Origin of the sequence: Methylomagnum ishizawai, assembly GCF_900155475.1 — a bacterium.
In the GTDB taxonomy this organism is placed as follows: domain Bacteria; phylum Pseudomonadota; class Gammaproteobacteria; order Methylococcales; family Methylococcaceae; genus Methylomagnum; species Methylomagnum ishizawai_A.
On sequence record NZ_FXAM01000001.1, the window covers coordinates 1051790 to 1068631 of the forward strand.

The following is a 16842-nucleotide window of genomic DNA, read 5'->3' on the forward strand; positions in this document are numbered from 1 at the left end:
ATCTTCCCGTTCTTTATCCACCCACCCTAGGAAACCCTATGCCCGCTTATCCCCGCGCAGAATTAGAAGCCATGGTCGAACGCTGGCTGGCCGCGAACCGCCAATCCGAAACCGAGGGCGATTGGATCAAACACCTGGGCGCGATGTACGCCGAGGACGCCGAATACCGCTGGAACATGGGACCGAACCGCGAGTTCATCGCCCGTGGCCGTAAGGAAATCGAGGAATGGGCCTTGGGGGCGCATATGGAAGGCTTCGAGAAATGGCGCTATCCCTACGACAAGATCATCATCGACGAGCAACAGGGCGAGGTGATCGGCATTTGGCGGCAGGTCGCGCCGGTGCGGCGGGTCGATGGCGGCGTGTATGAAGTCGCCGGGGTCGGCGGCTCCTGGTTCCGCTACGGCGGCAATTACCAATGGGCCTGGCAGCAGGATTTCTTCGATCTGGGCAACGTCAAGGCCATGTTCATGGCACTGGCGGCGGATGGGCAATTGGAGCCTTCGGTCAAACAGCGCTTGAAAAAACTGGCTTGGGGGCAGAAATTGCCGGGCGTCTATCCGCTGCACGCCGATCCCGGCCTGGGGCAGAAGCTCAAGGCCGTGGGCGCGATGCTCAAAATCGTATTGCTCGGCAAGTAATCCACGGAGAAACACGATGGCTCTCAACCTTTATCTACTCAGGCACGGCGAAACCGAATCCAGCCGTACCGGCGGCTTCTGCGGACGGCTGGATATCGAGCTTAGCCCCATCGGCCAGCAGATGGCGGAAGATTTCGGGCAAGCCTACCGCGAGCATGTGTGGGCGGGCATCTACGCCAGCCCGATGCGCCGGACCCGCGCCACGGTGGAACCCCTCTGCCGCCTGACCGGCGCGGTGCCGGAACTGCGCGACGGCCTACGTGAAATCGACTATGGCGCGTGGGAAGGCAAGACGGCGGACGCGGTGCGGCGCGAATACCCGGAGGATTATCTGCGTTGGCTGGGCGATGCGGGCTGGAACGGCCCGACCGGCGGCGAACGCGGGATCGACGTGGGCCAACGGGCGCTGGCGGTGGTGGACGAAATCCGGGCGCGGCATGCTTCGGGCGATGTGCTGGTGGTGTCGCACAAGGCCACGATCCGGGTGTTGCTGTGCCAGATGTTGGGCATCGACGTGGGCCATTACCGCGACCGCATCGATACCCCGGTGGCTTCCCTCAGCGTGGTGGAACTGCGCGACCATGGGCCGTTGCTGCGGCGCTTGGGCGACCGTTCCCATCTGCGGCCCGAGCTGCGCGATTTGCCGGGAACCTGAACGGGACGGATTAGAGCGCGTCCGCCGCGAAGTCCGCCAACCTGGACCGCTCGCCGCGCCGCAAGGTGATATGCGCCGCGTGCGGCCAGTGCTTGAAGCGGTCCACGGCATAGGTCAGGCCGGAGGTGGTGCCGGTGAGATAGGGCGTGTCGATCTGGCCGATATTGCCGAGGCACACCACCTTGGTGCCCGGCCCGGCGCGGGTGATGAGGGTTTTCATCTGTTTCGAGGTCAGGTTCTGGGCCTCGTCCAGGATGATATAGCGGTTGAGGAAAGTGCGGCCCCGCATGAAATTCAAGGAGCGCACCTTCACCCGGTTGGCGAGCAGGGTGCCGGTGGCGGCGCGTTCCCAACTCGATCCGCCCTCGTCGTGGCTGCTCAAAAGTTCCAGGTTGTCCAGCAACGCGCCCATCCACGGGGCCATCTTTTCTTCCTCGGTGCCGGGTAGGAAACCGATGTCCTCGCCCAGCGGGATGGTTTCGCGGGTCATGATGATTTCGCGGTAGCGCTTGGCTTCCATCGACAGCGCCAAGCCCGCCGCCAGGGCCAGCAGGGTTTTGCCGGTGCCCGCCGTGCCCAACAGGCTGACGAAATCGATCTCCGGGTCCAGCAGCACGTTGAGGGCGAAATTCTGCTCGCGGTTGCGGGCGCTGACGCCCCACACGGCGTGCTGCGGCGATCTGAAATCGCGGGCCAGTTCGATCACCGCGCCGCCGGGTTCCAGCCCGCGCACGATGGCCTCGAAACCGGAATCGTCCGGCATATACAAGAATTGGTTGATGAACCAGTCCCGCGCCAACGGTCCCTTGACCCGGTAGAAGGTCCGCCCGCGCTGGTCCTGCCAGGATTCCAGCTTGCCGCCGTGGCTTTCCCAGAAATCCGCCGGCAAGGCCTGCGCCCCGCTGTAGAGCAGGTTGATATCGTCCAACACCTGGTCGCTGTGGAAATCTTCCGCCCGTATCCCCAGCAGCGAGGCCTTGATCCGCATATTGATGTCCTTGGACACCAGCACCACCTGGGCTTCCGGGTTTTCCTTGGCCAGGGCTAGGGTGGTGGCGAGGATGGAGTTGTCGGGTAAATCGCCGGGGAGGCTGGCCGGTAAGGCCGAATCCATGCGCCGCACTTGGAAGAACAAGCGGCCCACGCAGCGCTCGTCGATGCGCCCGGCGTAATCCAGCTGGTTCAAGGTGATGCCGTTGCTGATGGCCTGGAAATCGGCCTGGTGGATGAGTTCGTCGAGGAAGCGGCTGGCCTGGCGGGCATTGCGGGCGACTTCCGACAGCCCTTTCTTGGAGTGGTCGAGTTCTTCCAGCACGATCATGGGCAGATAAAGATCGTGTTCCTGGAAGCGGAACAGCGAGGCCGGGTCGTGCATCAGGACGTTGGTATCGAGGACGAAGAGCTTGCGGTGGGGGGCGGTATTGGCGGTCATCGTGAGGGGAGGTTGTGTGGGAGGGGGTGGGATGCGGGCTTCCAAGCTCCGCTTGGGCACCCGCCGAAAGGGCGAATAAATCCGCCCCGGCAGCCGGGTGGACATGTTCCCTATGCCCACCCTTTTCGGGCTAGGCGGAGAGTTCGCGCAATTTGGCGAGTACGGCGGCGGCGTGGCCTTTGACGCTGAGCTTGCGCCACTCGAAGGCGATACGGCCTTCCGGGTCGATCAGGAAGGTGCTGCGCTCGATGCCCCGGACCTGCTTGCCGTACATGTTTTTCAGGCGGATCACGTCGAAGGCTTGGCATAGGGCTTCGTCGCTGTCCGACAGCAACTCGAACGGGAATGCCTGCTTGCACTTGAAGTTCGCGTGGGACTTCAGGCCGTCCCTGGACACGCCCAGGATATCGGCGTTGGCGGCCTGGAATTCCGGGTGGAGGTCGCGGAAATCCTGGCCTTCCTGGGTACAGCCGGGCGTGCTGTCCTTGGGATAGAAATACAGCACCAGGAACCGGCCCCGGAAATCCCGGAGGCCGAGGGTTTGGCCGGAGGTGGCGGGGGCGGAGAAGTCCGGGGCGGGTTGGGTGGCGCTCATGGGGATTCGGGTTTCAGCGTTTGACGGGTTCGAGGATGGCGTCGAGGTTCATCTGGTCGCAGAAGTCGAGGAATTCGTCGCGCAGCGACACGATGCGCGTCCCGGCGGGAATCTTGACGATGATATGGGCCAGGAACAAGGGCGAGCCGGTGAAGGGCGCGGGATAACGGCTGCTGGAAAGGTCGAGGATATCGATACCGCGCTCGGTGAAGAAGTTGCTGAGGTCGTGGATGTTGTTGATCTGGTCGGTGGCGTAGATATCCACGGCATAGGGCAGGGCGGTGTCTTCCGTCGGCTCCTCGCGTTCCTGGGCGCGGAGGGTGGCGATCTTGAGGCCATAGCGGGTGGCGAGGCTCTCCAGGGAGTTTTCCAGCCGGACGATATGGTTCCAGTTGCCTTCCGCCAGCAGATGGGCGGCGAACTCGTTGCCCAGTTCGGTCATCCGGCTTTCCAGGATCATGCATTTGCAATCCTTGAAGGCGCGGGTCAGTTCCACGACGAGGTCGGGGCGGTTCACGCCCAGCACGGTAACGACGAGCTGCATGGTGGTGGGGGTTCTCACGGGGGGGCTTCTTGGCAAAGGAAAAAAGTTTATCACCTTCATATCGCGAATGCCCCTGCCCCTGGCCGTGGCGGGCGGGTCTCGGGGTGGCGGGTTTATGCCGTCCCGAGCGGCGGTCGCGCGGTTGTCAGAGCCGGCCAGCGCACGGTAACATGCGGTTTTTGCCCGAACCCAAAAAGGCATGATGATTCAAGCTAGTATCGTAGCGTTGGTGACGCCCATGGCGGCGGACGGCACCGTCGATTTTGACAGTTTGGACCGCTTGGTCGAGTTCCATATCGAGCAAGGCACCGACGCCATCGTCGCCGTCGGCACCACGGGCGAGTCCGCCACCTTGGACCCCGACGAACATTGCGCCACCATCCGCCGCGTGGTCGGGCGGGTGGCGGGGCGGGTGCCGGTCATCGCCGGGACCGGGGCCAATTCCACCCGCGAGGCCATCGACCTGACCCGCAGCGCCAAGGCCATCGGCGCGGACGCCTGCCTCCTGGTCACGCCTTATTACAACAAGCCGACCCAGGAAGGCTTATATCTCCACTACCGCGCCATCGCCGAGGCGGTGGACATCCCGCAAATCCTCTACAACGTCCCAGGCCGCACCGCCTGCGATTTGCTGCCCGCGACCGTGGCCCGCCTGGCCCCGATCCCCAATATCATCGGCATCAAGGAAGCCACCGGCAAGCTGGAACGGGTGAAGCAACTCATCGAATCGTGCGGGCCGGATTTCCGCTTGTACTCCGGCGACGACGCCACCGCCCGCGAGTTCTGCCTGCTGGGAGGGCATGGGGTGATTTCGGTCACGGCCAATGTCGCGCCCAAGCTGATGCATGACATGTGTGTCGCCGCCATGGCAGGCGACGCCGACACCGCCGCCGCCTTGGATGCCAAGCTGGCCGCGTTGCACCGCGATTTGTTCATCGAATCCAACCCCATCCCGGTCAAATGGGCGGTCCATGAACTGGGCTGGATCGAGACCGGCATCCGGTTACCCTTGACCTGGCTCTCCGAAGGCTGCCACGACACGGTGCGGGCCGCCATGCGCCAGGCCGGCGTGGCGTGAAAAAACCTATGAAGCCTATCCATCTCGGCAGGACCTTGGCCCTCGCGGGCTTGTGCGCGGGGCTGGCCGCTTGCGAAACCATCAGCGGTTGGTTTCCCGACAAGCAAAAGCAGTACAAATACAGCACCGAAATCCCGCCGCTGGAAATCCCGCCCGATCTGACTTCCTCTACCATCGAGGACGCCACCACCCGGAAATTGTCCGAGCCGACGCCGGATGAAACGGCGCGGAGCCGTCCCGGCGAGGAGCCCGCGCCCGAAGCGGAACGTCCCGAGGAAGCCGAGCCGCCGCGTCCCGTCGCCAAACGCACCCAGTCGCCGGAGGTCGATTCGACCCTGGCCCAGAGTTCCGACAATGTGCCCTTGATCGAGATCGAAGCGACGTTCGACCGCGCCTGGAGCGATGTCGCCAAGGCGCTGGGCCGCTTGGAACTGGAAGTCACCGACCAGAACCGTTCCGAAGGCATGTACTTTGTCTATTATGGCGGCGATCAGAAGCCTTACGAGGACCGCGGCTTTTTCGGCGACGTGGCGGCGCTGTTCGGCGGGGGCCAGGAGAAATCCAGGGAATACCGGGTCAAGCTGGAAGGCAAAGATCAGGTTACCTTGCTCTATGTGCTGGACTCCGATGGCAAACCCCAAGACAGCGGACCGGGCTTCGATCTATTGAAACGCCTACACGAAACCTTGAAAACCCTGGCCGAGCCGCCGCCCAAGGCGGGCGAAAAACCCGCCGAATAACGGACGGCGCGGGTTTCCTGCCTACAAGCGTTAAGGGGCTATGTTTTTGCGCCGGGCAGCCCACCATTGCCCTGTTCCACCCGCGCCCCGCGGGTTCTCCTCAGACTCAATCCTATCTGGCAGGTCTAAGTATGATCCTCAGATTTCCCGGTCCCGCTGTGCTGTCGGAGTTTCGGCGCGTCAAATTGCTCGCGGATATGCAGGCCGTGGTGCCCAATGTGTCCGATTTCACCGCCGCCTATGTCCATTTCGCCGAGGTCTCCCACGCCCTGGACGAGGCCGAGCGCAAGGGCTTGGAAAGCGTCCTGCACTATGGGCCGGAATTCAGGCCGGGCGATTTCGCCGATGCCTATTTCCTGGTGGTGCCTCGGCTGGGCACGGTGTCGCCCTGGTCCAGCAAGGCCACCGATATCGCCCGCCGCTGTGGCCTCGACGCCGTGCTGCGGCTGGAACGCGCCGTCGAATACCGCATCCAGGCCAGCGGCGGCATCCCCATCAAGAAGCTGGACCTCCTGAAAGCCCTGTTGCACGACCGCATGACCGAGAGCGTCTTGGGCCATGGCCAGGAGCCCTCGATCTTCCGCCACCGCAGTCCCGCCCCGGTCGAATTCATCCCGCTGTTGGAGCAGGGGCGGTGGGCCTTGATGACCGCCAACGGCAAGCTCGGCCTGGCCTTGTCGGAGGATGAACTGGACTATTTGGAACAGAGTTTCACCGCCCTGGGCCGCAATCCCAGCGATGTGGAATTGATGATGTTCGCCCAAGCCAATTCCGAGCATTGCCGCCACAAGATTTTCAATGCGTCCTGGATCGTCGACGAGGACCTGCAAGACCGTTCCCTGTTCGGCATGATCCGCAATACCAGCCAGAAATCGCCCTCCGGTATCTTGTCGGCCTACAAGGATAACGCCGCCGTGGCCGAGGGTTCGATGGCGCGGGTGCTGCTGCGCGATCCCGATAGCTTGGAATATGTCTACCGGGAGGAACCGGCCCATCTGCTGATGAAGGTGGAAACCCACAACCATCCGACCGCCATTTCCCCGTTCCCTGGCGCGGCAACCGGCTCGGGCGGCGAAATCCGCGACGAGGCCGCGACCGGGCGCGGTTCCCACACCAAGGCCGGTTTGACCGGGTTCTCGGTGTCCAACCTCAGGATTCCCGGCTTCGTCCAGCCTTGGGAGCAGGACCATGGCAAGCCGGGCCGCATCGCCTCGGCCCTCGATATCATGATCGACGGTCCCCTGGGCGGCGCGGCCTTCAACAACGAATTCGGCCGGCCCAACCTGTGCGGCTATTTCCGCACCTTCGAGCAGCCCGCGGCGGACGGGGCGGGGCTGCGGGGCTATCACAAGCCGATCATGATCGCCGGCGGCATGGGCAATATCCGGCCCGGCCATCTCGCCAAGGCGGCGCTGCCGCCGGGCGCGCCCATCGTGGTATTGGGCGGTCCCGCCATGCTGATCGGCCTGGGTGGTGGCGCGGCCTCGTCGGTGGCGGCGGGCGAGAGCGCCGAAGACCTGGATTTCGCCTCGGTGCAGCGCGGCAATCCCGAGATGCAGCGCCGTTGCCAGGAAGTCATCAACCGCTGCGTGGCCCTGGGCGGCGACAATCCCATCCTGTCGATCCACGACGTGGGCGCGGGCGGGCTGTCCAACGCCGTGCCGGAAATCATCCACGACGCCGGGCGCGGGGGCCGCTTCGAGTTGCGCGAGGTGCCCAACGACGAACCCGGCATGACTCCGATGCAAATCTGGTGCAACGAATCGCAGGAGCGCTATGTGCTGGCCCTGAAGCCGGAGGCGGTGGAGCGGTTCCGGGCCTTCTGCGAGCGCGAGCGCTGCCCCTATGCCGTGATCGGCCAAGCCACCGAAGAGGAACACTTGGTGCTGACCGACCGCCTGTTCGGCAACGAGCCGGTGAACATCCCCATGTCCCTGCTGTTCGGCAAGGCGCCCAAGCTGCGGCGGGAAGCCAAGCGCGGCGACTTCGCGTTACCCCAGTTGTCGGTCGCGGGCATCGAATACGCCGAAGCCGCCCGCCGGGTGCTGAGCCATCCAAGCGTGGCGGACAAGAGCTTCCTCATCCATATCGGCGACCGCTCGGTCGGCGGCTTGGTGGCCCGCGACCAGAGGGTCGGTCCGTGGCAGGTGGCGGTCGCCGACGTGGCCGTGACCGCGACCGGCTTTCACGCCTATACCGGCGAAGCCATGGCGATGGGTGAGCGCGCGCCCCTGGCCTTGATCGACGCCCCGGCCTCCGGACGCATGGCGGTGGGCGAGGCGCTGACCAATCTCGCCGCCGCCCGCATCGTGTCCTTGAAGAAGATCAAGCTCTCCGCCAACTGGATGGCGGCGGCGGGTCACGGCCACGAAGATGCCGCCTTGTACGACACCGTGAAGACCATCGGCATGGAGCTATGCCCGGCCCTGGGGATCGCCATCCCGGTGGGCAAGGATTCCTTGTCGATGAAGACCGTGTGGAAGCAGGATGGCCGGGAAACCGTCATGACCGCGCCCTTGTCGCTGATTATTTCCGCCTTCGCCCCGGTGGCCGATATCCGCGCCACGCTGACCCCGCAATTGCGCCTGGATCAAGGCCCGACCGTCCTGGTCCTCATCGACCTGGGCCAGGGCCGCCACCGGCTGGGCGCTTCGATCCTGGCCCAGGTCTATGGACAATTGGGCAACGCCGCCCCGGATTTGGACGATACCGAGTTGTTCAAGGCGTTCTTCGGCGCGATCCAGGGCTTGAACGCCGATGGGCTGGTGTCGGCCTATCACGACCGTTCCGATGGCGGCGTGTTCGCCACCCTGTGCGAAATGGCGTTCGCGGCGCGTTGCGGGCTCGATGTCGATCTGGCCGGCCTGGGCGGCGATACCCTGGCGGCGCTGTTCTGCGAGGAACTCGGGGCCGTGTTGCAAGTGCGCGAAGATCAATTCGATATCGTGCTGGAACGGCTGGGCCGGGCTGGATTGGGTGCTTGCACCTATAGGCTGGGCGCTCCCAGGGGCGATGGGCGGATCGTCTTCCGCCATGGCGACGAGGTTTTGATCGAGGGCACCCGCGCCGATTTCCAAGCGATCTGGTCCGAGACCAGCTACCGGATGCAGGCCTTGCGCGACAACCCCGAATGCGCCCGGCAGGAATTCGAGACCGTGCGCGACGAGGGCGATCCGGGGCTGTCGGCCCAACTGGGCTTCGATGTTCAGCAGGATATCGCTGCGCCCTTCTTGGCCAAAGGGAGGCCCAGGGTCGCGATCCTCCGGGAACAGGGCGTCAACGGCCATGTGGAAATGGCGGCGGCGTTCGACCGGGCCGGGTTCACGGCGGTCGATGTGCATATGAGCGATATCCTCGCGGGCCGGGTTGGGCTGGAGGGTTTCGTGGGGCTGGCGGCGTGCGGCGGCTTTTCCTATGGCGACGTGCTGGGCGCGGGCGGCGGCTGGGCCAAGTCCATCCTGCTCAATCCCGAGGCCCGCGAACTGTTCCACGCCTTTTTCCAGCGTCCCGATACTTTCGGCCTGGGCGTGTGCAATGGCTGTCAGATGATGTCCCACCTCGCCGAGCTGATTCCGGGAGCGGCGCATTGGCCGCGCTTCGTGCGCAACGAGTCGGAGCAATTCGAGGCGCGGGTGTCCCTGGTCGAGGTGCGGGAATCGCCCTCGATCCTGTTCGCCGGGATGGTGGGTTCCAAGATGCCGGTGGTGGTGGCCCATGGCGAGGGGCGGGCGGAGTTCTACAAGAGTCCGATCAAGGCGCTGAGCCAGAATCTGGTGGCGCTGTGCTATGTCGATCACCGCGGCCAGCCGACCGAGGCCTTCCCGTACAACCCCAACGGCTCGCCCTTCGGTATCACCGGGCTGACCAATACCGACGGGCGGTTCACCATCATGATGCCGCATCCCGAACGCTGCTTCCGCACGGTGCAGAACTCCTGGCATCCGGGCGATTGGGGCGAATATGGGCCATGGATGCGGATGTTCCGCAACGCTAGGGCTTGGGTGGGCTAATCCCCGCCCGCCTGTGTCTCCAAGTTCGGCTTGGGTCGGCTAGGAGTCTGTCGGACTTTCCGATAAAAAGACCGAATTGACCATTTTGTGGTCAATTTTGGCGCTTCTACATGAATTTTCGATCATTCGAATTCGATGAGTCGCCAAATATTCGTGTACAAGCGCTTCGCGCTTGGAAGCCCGACAGACTCCTAGGTAATTTTGCAGTCTCGCGGGGCGCGAAGCCCCCATGCTACAAAGGCTTACTAAATATAACCCGCCGAACCAGCGCCCACGTTCCCCCGGTCGGATGGGTCGGTCCCACCCAATGCCAGCCTCATTCGACAAGGACAGTCCGATGGCGATTTTCCCGAGCCGCGCCGTGCTGATGGCGGATGGCAACATACGGCGGCGTCATCTCCGCCGCAAAATCCTGAGCGAACTGGGCTGCCCGGTCATCGAGGCCGGCACTTGCCGCGAGGCCGTGCAAGCGGTGCGCGAGCGCCGCCCGTTCCTGCTGGTGCTGGGCGGACGTTTCGGCGATGGCAGGCCCGAGGATATCTGCCGCCAGATCAGGACCGATGCCGCCGCCCCCTGGATACTCTATCTCTCCGAACGCAACGACGGAGCCGCCGTCTCCGCCGCCGACGGCTATCTGGTCGAACCGGTCAAGCAGGCCGAACTCATCAGCTATGCCAAGTTGATCCACCGCCTGGGGGAAGGCGCGGCGGTCGGCCATCCGCTGGGTTCCGAGGGGCGTTATCTGCGGGAACTGGTCGAAGCCCTGCCGATGGCGGCCTATGCCACCGATGCCGAAGGCCGCTTGATCTTGTACAACGAGGCCGCCGCCACGCTCTGGGGCCGCCGTCCCCGGCCCGGAGCCGACCATTGGTGTGGTTCCCTAGCCTTATCCCTGCCCAATGGCACGCCCCTGCCGCATGCGCATTGCCCTATGGCCGTGGCGCTGCGGGAACTCCGCCCGGTACGCGGCCAGCGCATCGTGATCGAGCGGCCCGATGGTGGACGGGTGGCGGTGCTGCCTTATCCCACGCCGCTACGGGATGGTTCGGGGGTGCTGGTCGGTGCCTTGAATATCTTGTTGGAAGCCGACGGCGACCCCATCGCGCCCAGCGCCCGGCTTTGGGCCACCGTGGCCGAGCATGCCGCCGACGGCATCGTGGTGACCGATGCCGAGGGCACCATCGTCGCCGCCAATCCCGCCTTCCTCCGCATCACCGACCACCCGGAGACCGAGGTGCTGGGCCAGAACCTGCTGCGTCCCCAAGCCGGGTTGGGCGATTTGGCCTTTTTCAAGGAGGCTTGGGACGGGTTGGACGGCGGCGGCACCTGGTTGGGCGAGGTGTGGACCCGCACCGGCACGGGGCTGTTATCCCCGCGTTGGCTGGTCATCAACGCCGTCAAGGACGGGAGCGGCCAGGTGTTGAATTACATCGGTACCCTCACCGACATGGCCCCGGTCAAGCAATCCCTGGAACGGTTGGAATACCTGGCCCACCACGATCCCCTGACCGGCCTTCCCAACCGGCTGTTGTTCCGGGCGCGGCTGGCCCACGCCTTGATCCAGGCCAAGCGCCTGCGCCAGCAAGTCGCCGTCATGTTCGTGGACCTGGATCATTTCAAACAGATCAACGACAGCCTGGGCCATGCGGTGGGCGATGGCCTGTTGCAGGCGGTGGCGGTGCGGCTCACCGAGCAGGTGCGCGAGCAGGACACCGTGGCCCGCTATGGCGGCGACGAGTTCGTGGTGCTGTTGGAGGAACTCGCCAAGGAGGCGGGCATCGCCAACGTGGCCGAGAAGATCGCCAAGGCCATGGCCCAACCGTTCCAGGCGGAAGGCCATAGCCTGAACGTGACCGCCAGTATCGGCATCGGCCTTTATCCCCGCGATGGCTGGACCGTCGATGCCTTGCTCAAGAGCGCCGATAGCGCCATGTACCGGGCCAAGGCCGACGGGCGCAATACCTTCCGCTACCACGACGGCGAGGTCTCGGCGCGGGTGTTCGAGCGCAAGATGGTCGAGGGCCAGTTGCGCCGGGCTATCGAGCGCGACGAATTGGTGCTGTATTACCAGCCGCAGGTGGACTTGGCGGGCGGGCGGGTGTCGGGCCTCGAAGCCTTGGTGCGTTGGCAGCATCCCGAGCAAGGTTTGATTTTGCCGGAGCGCTTCCTGCCGCTCGCCACCGAAGCGGGACTGTTGGAAATCCTGAGCGATTGGGTGTTGCGGCGGGCCTGTGTCCAGGCCAGGGCTTGGCTGGATCAAGGGCTGGACTTCGGCAGGATCGCGGTGAACGTGAGCGGTGCCCAACTCCAGCGCGGCACCCTGGCGCGGGCGGTGCGCTCCGCCCTGGGCCATTCCGGCCTGTCGCCCAAGCGTTTGGCCCTGGAAATCCCCGAGTCCCAGATCATGGCCCAGGGCGAGCCGGGGCTGGCCCAACTCGCCGCCCTGGCCGATCTGGGGGTGGAACTCGCCATCGACCAGTTCGGGATGCGCCATGCCGCGTTGCCCCATCTGATGCGCCTGCCGGTATCCAAGCTCAAACTCGACCCCATCGGCGATCCCCGGTCCGATGAGCGGGACGCCGCCCAGGCCCGCGCTTTGATCGCCCTGGCCCATAGCCTCCGGCTCAAGGTCGCCGCCGTCGGCGTGGAACAGGAAGGGCAGCGCCATTTCCTGGCCGAACAGCGCTGCGATTCGGCACAGGGCTTCCTGTTCGCGCGACCCTTGCCCACCCAGGCCGTCGCCGGTTTCCTGGCCGGATAAATCGATAGCTTTTCCCCCTTGAAAAAATAACGGCCACCTCCATATCGGCGATACCAACGAAAGTGTATCCGCCGGTATTTCCGATACCCTGGCCTAGGGATCGGCAAAAGATGCGCTTTCGGGTATACCGGCACTGTTTCCGCGTGGGCTTCCGCAGTATTGCAGAAGTATGTGCGCGGGCCGCTATTCCCAGATGGCTGGGTATTTCCGGCGCTGGGGAAAGCGGAATCCACCCCACCATGAATCCTATGGAGCATCGCCATGACCCGTTATGAACCCTGGAGCCTGTTGAATCAACTGCAACGCGAACTCGAACGCAGCTTCGAGGGTAGCCGCGCCGGCACCGATACCGCCGCCACCGCCGAATGGACCCCGGCGGTCGATATCAAGGAGGAAGTGAACCGCTATGTGCTGTGGGCCGATTTGCCCGGCGTCAGTCCCGAGCATATCGATATCACCATGGAGAACGGCATCCTCACCCTCAAGGGCGAGCGTTCCACCGAGGCCAAGGTCCAGCGCGAGGGCATCAAGCGGGTGGAGCGGGTGTTCGGCACCTTCTACCGGCGTTTCTCGCTGCCCGATACGGCGGATTCCGACGGCATTTCCGCCCGCTGTAGCAACGGCGTCCTGGAGATTTCCATCCCCAAGAAAGCCGCCGTGCAACCCAAGAAGATCAACGTGACCGGCGAGGGTTGATTCCGCCGCTCGTCCGCCGGATGGGCACCATGGGCACCTGCGGGTGCCCATTTTTTATGGGGTGTATACAATGAGCGCGACATCACATCACCCGCGCCCGCCGGGCCGGAACCATCACCCCCAAATACCACATTCCCTATGAACAAAGTATTTTCCTGGGCGCTGGCGTTTTTGCTATTGCCCGCAGCCACGGTGGAGGCCACCCCCGCTTTCGTGGAATTGCACACCAACTATGGCGCGATTGAATTGCAGCTCGATCCTGACAAAGCCCCGGTCACGGTCGCGAACTTCCTCGCCTATCTCAAGGAAGGGTTTTATCAGGACACGATATTTCATCGTGTTCCCTTGGATTTCGTGGCGCAGGGGGGTGGGGTGATCCAGGATCGCACCGGATCGACCTTGACATACAAATACAAGTCCGGCTTGCACGCTTCCATCGTCAACGAGGCTAGCAATGGGTTGAAGAACATCCGGGGTTCGATCGCCATGGCCAGGAGCAGTGCCGCCAATTCGGCTACCTCCCAGTTCTTTATTAATACCGTGGACAATGCCTTCTTGGATTATGGCTCGGCCCAAAGCCCAGATGGCTACGCGGTGTTCGGTGAGGTCATCGGCGGCATGGCGGAAACCGTCGATGCGATGAACCACCAGTTGCGCCGGGCTTACGAGGTCTACGCCACGGCCACCACCGATCCCAACTATTCGCTCTATGCCGTTTCCCGCAATGGTTCCCTGCTCTACGATATGCCCGTGTTCGACGAGGCGGCGCAACTGCCCGTCTATATCGAATCCGCCGAGGTGTTGCCGGAGGCGCTACCCTTCGCCAGCGCCGGGCCGGACCAAAAGGTCGCCGAAAATGCCGCTGTGACCCTGGGCGGTTCGGCCAGCGATCCCGGCGGGATGGCCATCGCCAGCTATCAATGGGTCCAAACGGCGGGGCCGACCGTCGAATTGAGCGGGGCCGATAGCGCCCAGCCGCGCTTCACCGCGCCCGCCGTCACCGAGGATACCGTCCTCGGCTTCCAAGTGGTGGTGACCAATGCCCAGGGCAAGACCAGCAGCGCCGACGCGGTCGCGGTGACGGTGGTCCAGTCGGGCGGCGGCGGTTCCAATCCGCTCGATTGCGGCACGGCCTATGCCGCGCCGAGCCAACTATGGCCGCCCAATAAGCTGTTCAAACCTGTCAGCGTCCAGAACGTGACCGGGGCGGGTTCCGTCAGCATCACCATCACCGGCATCACCTCCGACGAGCCGGTGAAGAACAAAAAGGGCAAGGATACGACCAAGCCCGATTTCAAGATCAAGCGCGACCATAAGACGGCTTTGCTGCGGGCCGAGCGGCAGTATGGCAAGGCCGGGAATGGGCGGGTGTATACGGTGGGTTTCCAGGCCAGCGATGGCACCCAGACCTGCACTGGCGCGGTCAAGGTGGGCGTGCCGCCGACCCGGAACGCCACGGCGGTGGACGACGCCGCTTCCTAACCCTCCTCCGCTTCCCATAAGACAGCGCCCCGGCTTTCGATCACCCGCCGGTAGAAGCGGGCGCTGTCTTTGGGCGTGCGGGTGCCGGTCGGATAATCGACCCGCACCAGCCCGAAGCGCTTGCCATAGCCATGCGCCCACTCGAAATTATCCAGCAGCGACCAGGCGAAATAGCCCTTCAAATCCACCCCTTCCGCCAACGCCGCGTGGGCGGCGCGGAGATGGTCACGCAGATACGCCACCCGGCGCGGATCGGCTACCCGTCCCGCCACGGCGGGCGGATCGGCGAAAGCCGCGCCGTTCTCGGTGACATACAGCGGCAGCGTGGTGTAGCGCTGTTTGACCCAGGTCAGGCAGGTCTTTAAACCTTCCGGGAACACCTCCCAATCCATCGCCGTATGCTCGGCCCGCTGCCGTACCCGCGCATCGCGCACCGGCAGGTTCGCGGGTTCGTCGCGGACCACCGTGCGGCTGTAATAATTGATGCCCAGGAAATCGAACGGCTCCCGGATCAGCTTGAAATCTTCCTCCGGGAAACGCGGCCAGTCCGCACCGAAGATATCGGCCATTTCCTCCGGGTAGCCGCCCAGGAACACCGGGTCCAGGAACCAGCGGTTCATATAGGCGTGGCTGCGGGCCAGGGCGGCTTGGTCTTCCGGTTTGGCGCTGGCGGCGAATTTGGGTTCCAGGTTGACCACCAAGCCGATTTGCCCGGCCCCGTCGGCGCGGAACGCCTGCACCGCCAGGGCATGGCCGCGCAGGAGGTTATGGGCGGCGTGCGGAGCCTTGGCGAAGGCGGGCACGCCCGGCGGATGCGCCCCTTCGATATAACCGGCGTGGACGATGACCCAGGGTTCGTTCAGCGTGGCCCAGTGTTTCACCCGTCCGTCCAGGGCGCGGAACAGGGTATGGGCGTAATCGGCGAACCATTGTGCGGAATCGCGGTGGGCCCAACCGCCCTGGTCGTCCAGCGCGGCGGGCCAATCCCAATGGTGCAAGGTGGCGCAGGGCACGATCCCGGCGTTGTTCAGGGCGTCGGCCAACCGGAGGTAGAAATCCAAGCCTTTTGGATTCAAACGGCCCCGGCCTTCCGGGAAGATGCGGTGCCAGGCGATGCTGAAGCGGTAGGCTTGCAGGCCCAGTTCGCGCATGAGTTGGATGTCCTCCTCATAGCGCCGGTAATGGTCGCAAGCGGTATCGCCATGGTCGCCGTGGGCGATGGTGCCGGGCCGGTGGGCGAAGCGGTGCCAATTGCTGACCCCCGCGCCATCGGCCAGGGGCGAGCCTTCGATCTGGTAGGCGGAGGTGGCGGCACCCCAGAGAAAATCGGCGGGAAAGCTGGGTTTCGTGGTCATGGGCGGGTCGGGGTCTAATGGGGAGGGGCGGATATTATGCGGTGTCCGGTGCGGTCGATGTTTTTTGAAAAGCCATCTGGCTTGTCCCATACTGCGGCCCGCTGCTTCCAGCCTTCCTGTTCCCCATGAAACCGACACCGGTCTTGTTCATCGCCGCCGTGTTAGCCGCCTGCGCCGCGAATCCACCCCGCAATCCCGCCGACCTTTGCGCCATCTTCCGGGAGAAAACGGATTGGTATGCCGGAGCCAAGCAGGCCCAACGGCGCTGGGGCGTGCCCATCCCGGTGCAGTTGGCGATCATCAACCGCGAGTCCAGCTTTGTCGAGGACGCCCGTCCGCCGCGCTACCGGCTGTTCGGCTTCATTCCGCTGTGGCACTTGTCTTCGGCCTATGGCTACGGTCAAGTCAAGGACGACACCTGGGATTGGTATCAAGCGCGAACCCACAACGACGATGCCGACCGCGACGAGTTCGCCGACGTGGTGGATTTCATCGGTTGGTATGTCCACCAAAGCCACACCCAGCTTGGCATCGCCAAGCACGATGCCTATCGGCAATATCTGGCCTATCACGAGGGGCAGGGCGGGTATAAGCGCGGCACCCATGCCAACAAGGTTTGGCTGCTGAAAGTGGCCCGCAAGGTGGCGGCGGACGCGGGGCGGTATCAGCGGCAATTGGCTGGGTGCCGGGTGGGATTGGAACGGGATTTGGTGGAGCAATGAAGGCGGGCGGGGCAGAGGGATGTTTGCGCTGGTTGATAGGCGGATGCAAGCGACGGACGCCACCGCCAATCCGGGTGCGACCGCCCTATCGCAGCCGGGCGGGTGGAATGGCGGCTGTGGATGCCGCCGCG

The 16842-nt window shown here is 64.2% G+C and carries 13 protein-coding genes; 9 read left to right on the forward strand and 4 right to left on the reverse strand.

The features are described from left to right. Positions 1-38 precede the first annotated feature (38 nt). Positions 39-641, forward strand: coding sequence for a nuclear transport factor 2 family protein (locus B9N93_RS04750; RefSeq protein ID WP_085211367.1), 603 nt, complete (start codon positions 39-41; stop codon positions 639-641). A 16-nt stretch (positions 642-657) separates the two neighbouring features. Beyond that, positions 658-1296, forward strand: a complete 639-nt coding sequence (locus tag B9N93_RS04755) for a histidine phosphatase family protein (RefSeq protein WP_085211369.1) — start codon at positions 658-660, stop codon at positions 1294-1296. A gap of 10 nt (positions 1297-1306) precedes the next feature. Here B9N93_RS04755 and B9N93_RS04760 read toward each other — a convergent pair whose 3' ends face one another. From B9N93_RS04760 to B9N93_RS04770, 3 genes are all read right to left on the reverse strand, one after another. Then, entirely contained in the window at positions 1307-2728 is a 1422-nt protein-coding gene (locus B9N93_RS04760; RefSeq protein ID WP_085216172.1) for a PhoH family protein, read from the reverse strand. A 130-nt stretch (positions 2729-2858) separates the two neighbouring features. After that, positions 2859-3323, reverse strand: coding sequence for a peroxiredoxin (locus tag B9N93_RS04765; RefSeq protein WP_085211371.1), 465 nt, complete (start codon positions 3321-3323; stop codon positions 2859-2861). A gap of 13 nt (positions 3324-3336) precedes the next feature. After that, positions 3337-3885, reverse strand: coding sequence for a glycine cleavage system transcriptional repressor (locus B9N93_RS04770; RefSeq protein WP_254899338.1), 549 nt, complete (start codon positions 3883-3885; stop codon positions 3337-3339). Positions 3886-4069: 184 nt separating this feature from the next. Between B9N93_RS04770 and dapA the strand changes: the two genes are divergently transcribed. From dapA to B9N93_RS26200, 6 genes are all read left to right on the forward strand, one after another. After that, complete coding sequence (dapA, locus tag B9N93_RS04775) at positions 4070-4945, forward strand: 4-hydroxy-tetrahydrodipicolinate synthase (protein WP_085216173.1); 876 nt, start codon at positions 4070-4072, stop codon at positions 4943-4945. A gap of 8 nt (positions 4946-4953) precedes the next feature. After that, positions 4954-5685, forward strand: coding sequence for an outer membrane protein assembly factor BamC (gene bamC, locus B9N93_RS04780; protein WP_085211375.1), 732 nt, complete (start codon positions 4954-4956; stop codon positions 5683-5685). Positions 5686-5816: 131 nt separating this feature from the next. Then, positions 5817-9695, forward strand: coding sequence for a phosphoribosylformylglycinamidine synthase (gene purL / locus B9N93_RS04785; RefSeq protein ID WP_085211378.1), 3879 nt, complete (start codon positions 5817-5819; stop codon positions 9693-9695). Positions 9696-10032: 337 nt separating this feature from the next. Further along, positions 10033-12456, forward strand: coding sequence for an EAL domain-containing protein (locus tag B9N93_RS04790; protein ID WP_176225126.1), 2424 nt, complete (start codon positions 10033-10035; stop codon positions 12454-12456). A 261-nt stretch (positions 12457-12717) separates the two neighbouring features. After that, positions 12718-13152, forward strand: a complete 435-nt coding sequence (locus B9N93_RS04795) for an Hsp20/alpha crystallin family protein (RefSeq protein WP_439897114.1) — start codon at positions 12718-12720, stop codon at positions 13150-13152. A gap of 138 nt (positions 13153-13290) precedes the next feature. Further along, entirely contained in the window at positions 13291-14634 is a 1344-nt protein-coding gene (locus B9N93_RS26200) for a peptidylprolyl isomerase (protein WP_125468840.1), read from the forward strand. Here B9N93_RS26200 and B9N93_RS04810 read toward each other — a convergent pair. Then, entirely contained in the window at positions 14631-15989 is a 1359-nt protein-coding gene (locus B9N93_RS04810) for a GH1 family beta-glucosidase (protein ID WP_085211386.1), read from the reverse strand. The genes B9N93_RS26200 and B9N93_RS04810 overlap by 4 nt on opposite strands. 125 nt (positions 15990-16114) lie before the next feature. On the opposite strand from B9N93_RS04810, the gene B9N93_RS04815 reads away from it, so the two are divergent. Next, positions 16115-16711, forward strand: coding sequence for a transglycosylase SLT domain-containing protein (locus B9N93_RS04815; RefSeq protein ID WP_085211388.1), 597 nt, complete (start codon positions 16115-16117; stop codon positions 16709-16711). The last annotated feature ends 131 nt before the right edge of the window (positions 16712-16842 follow it).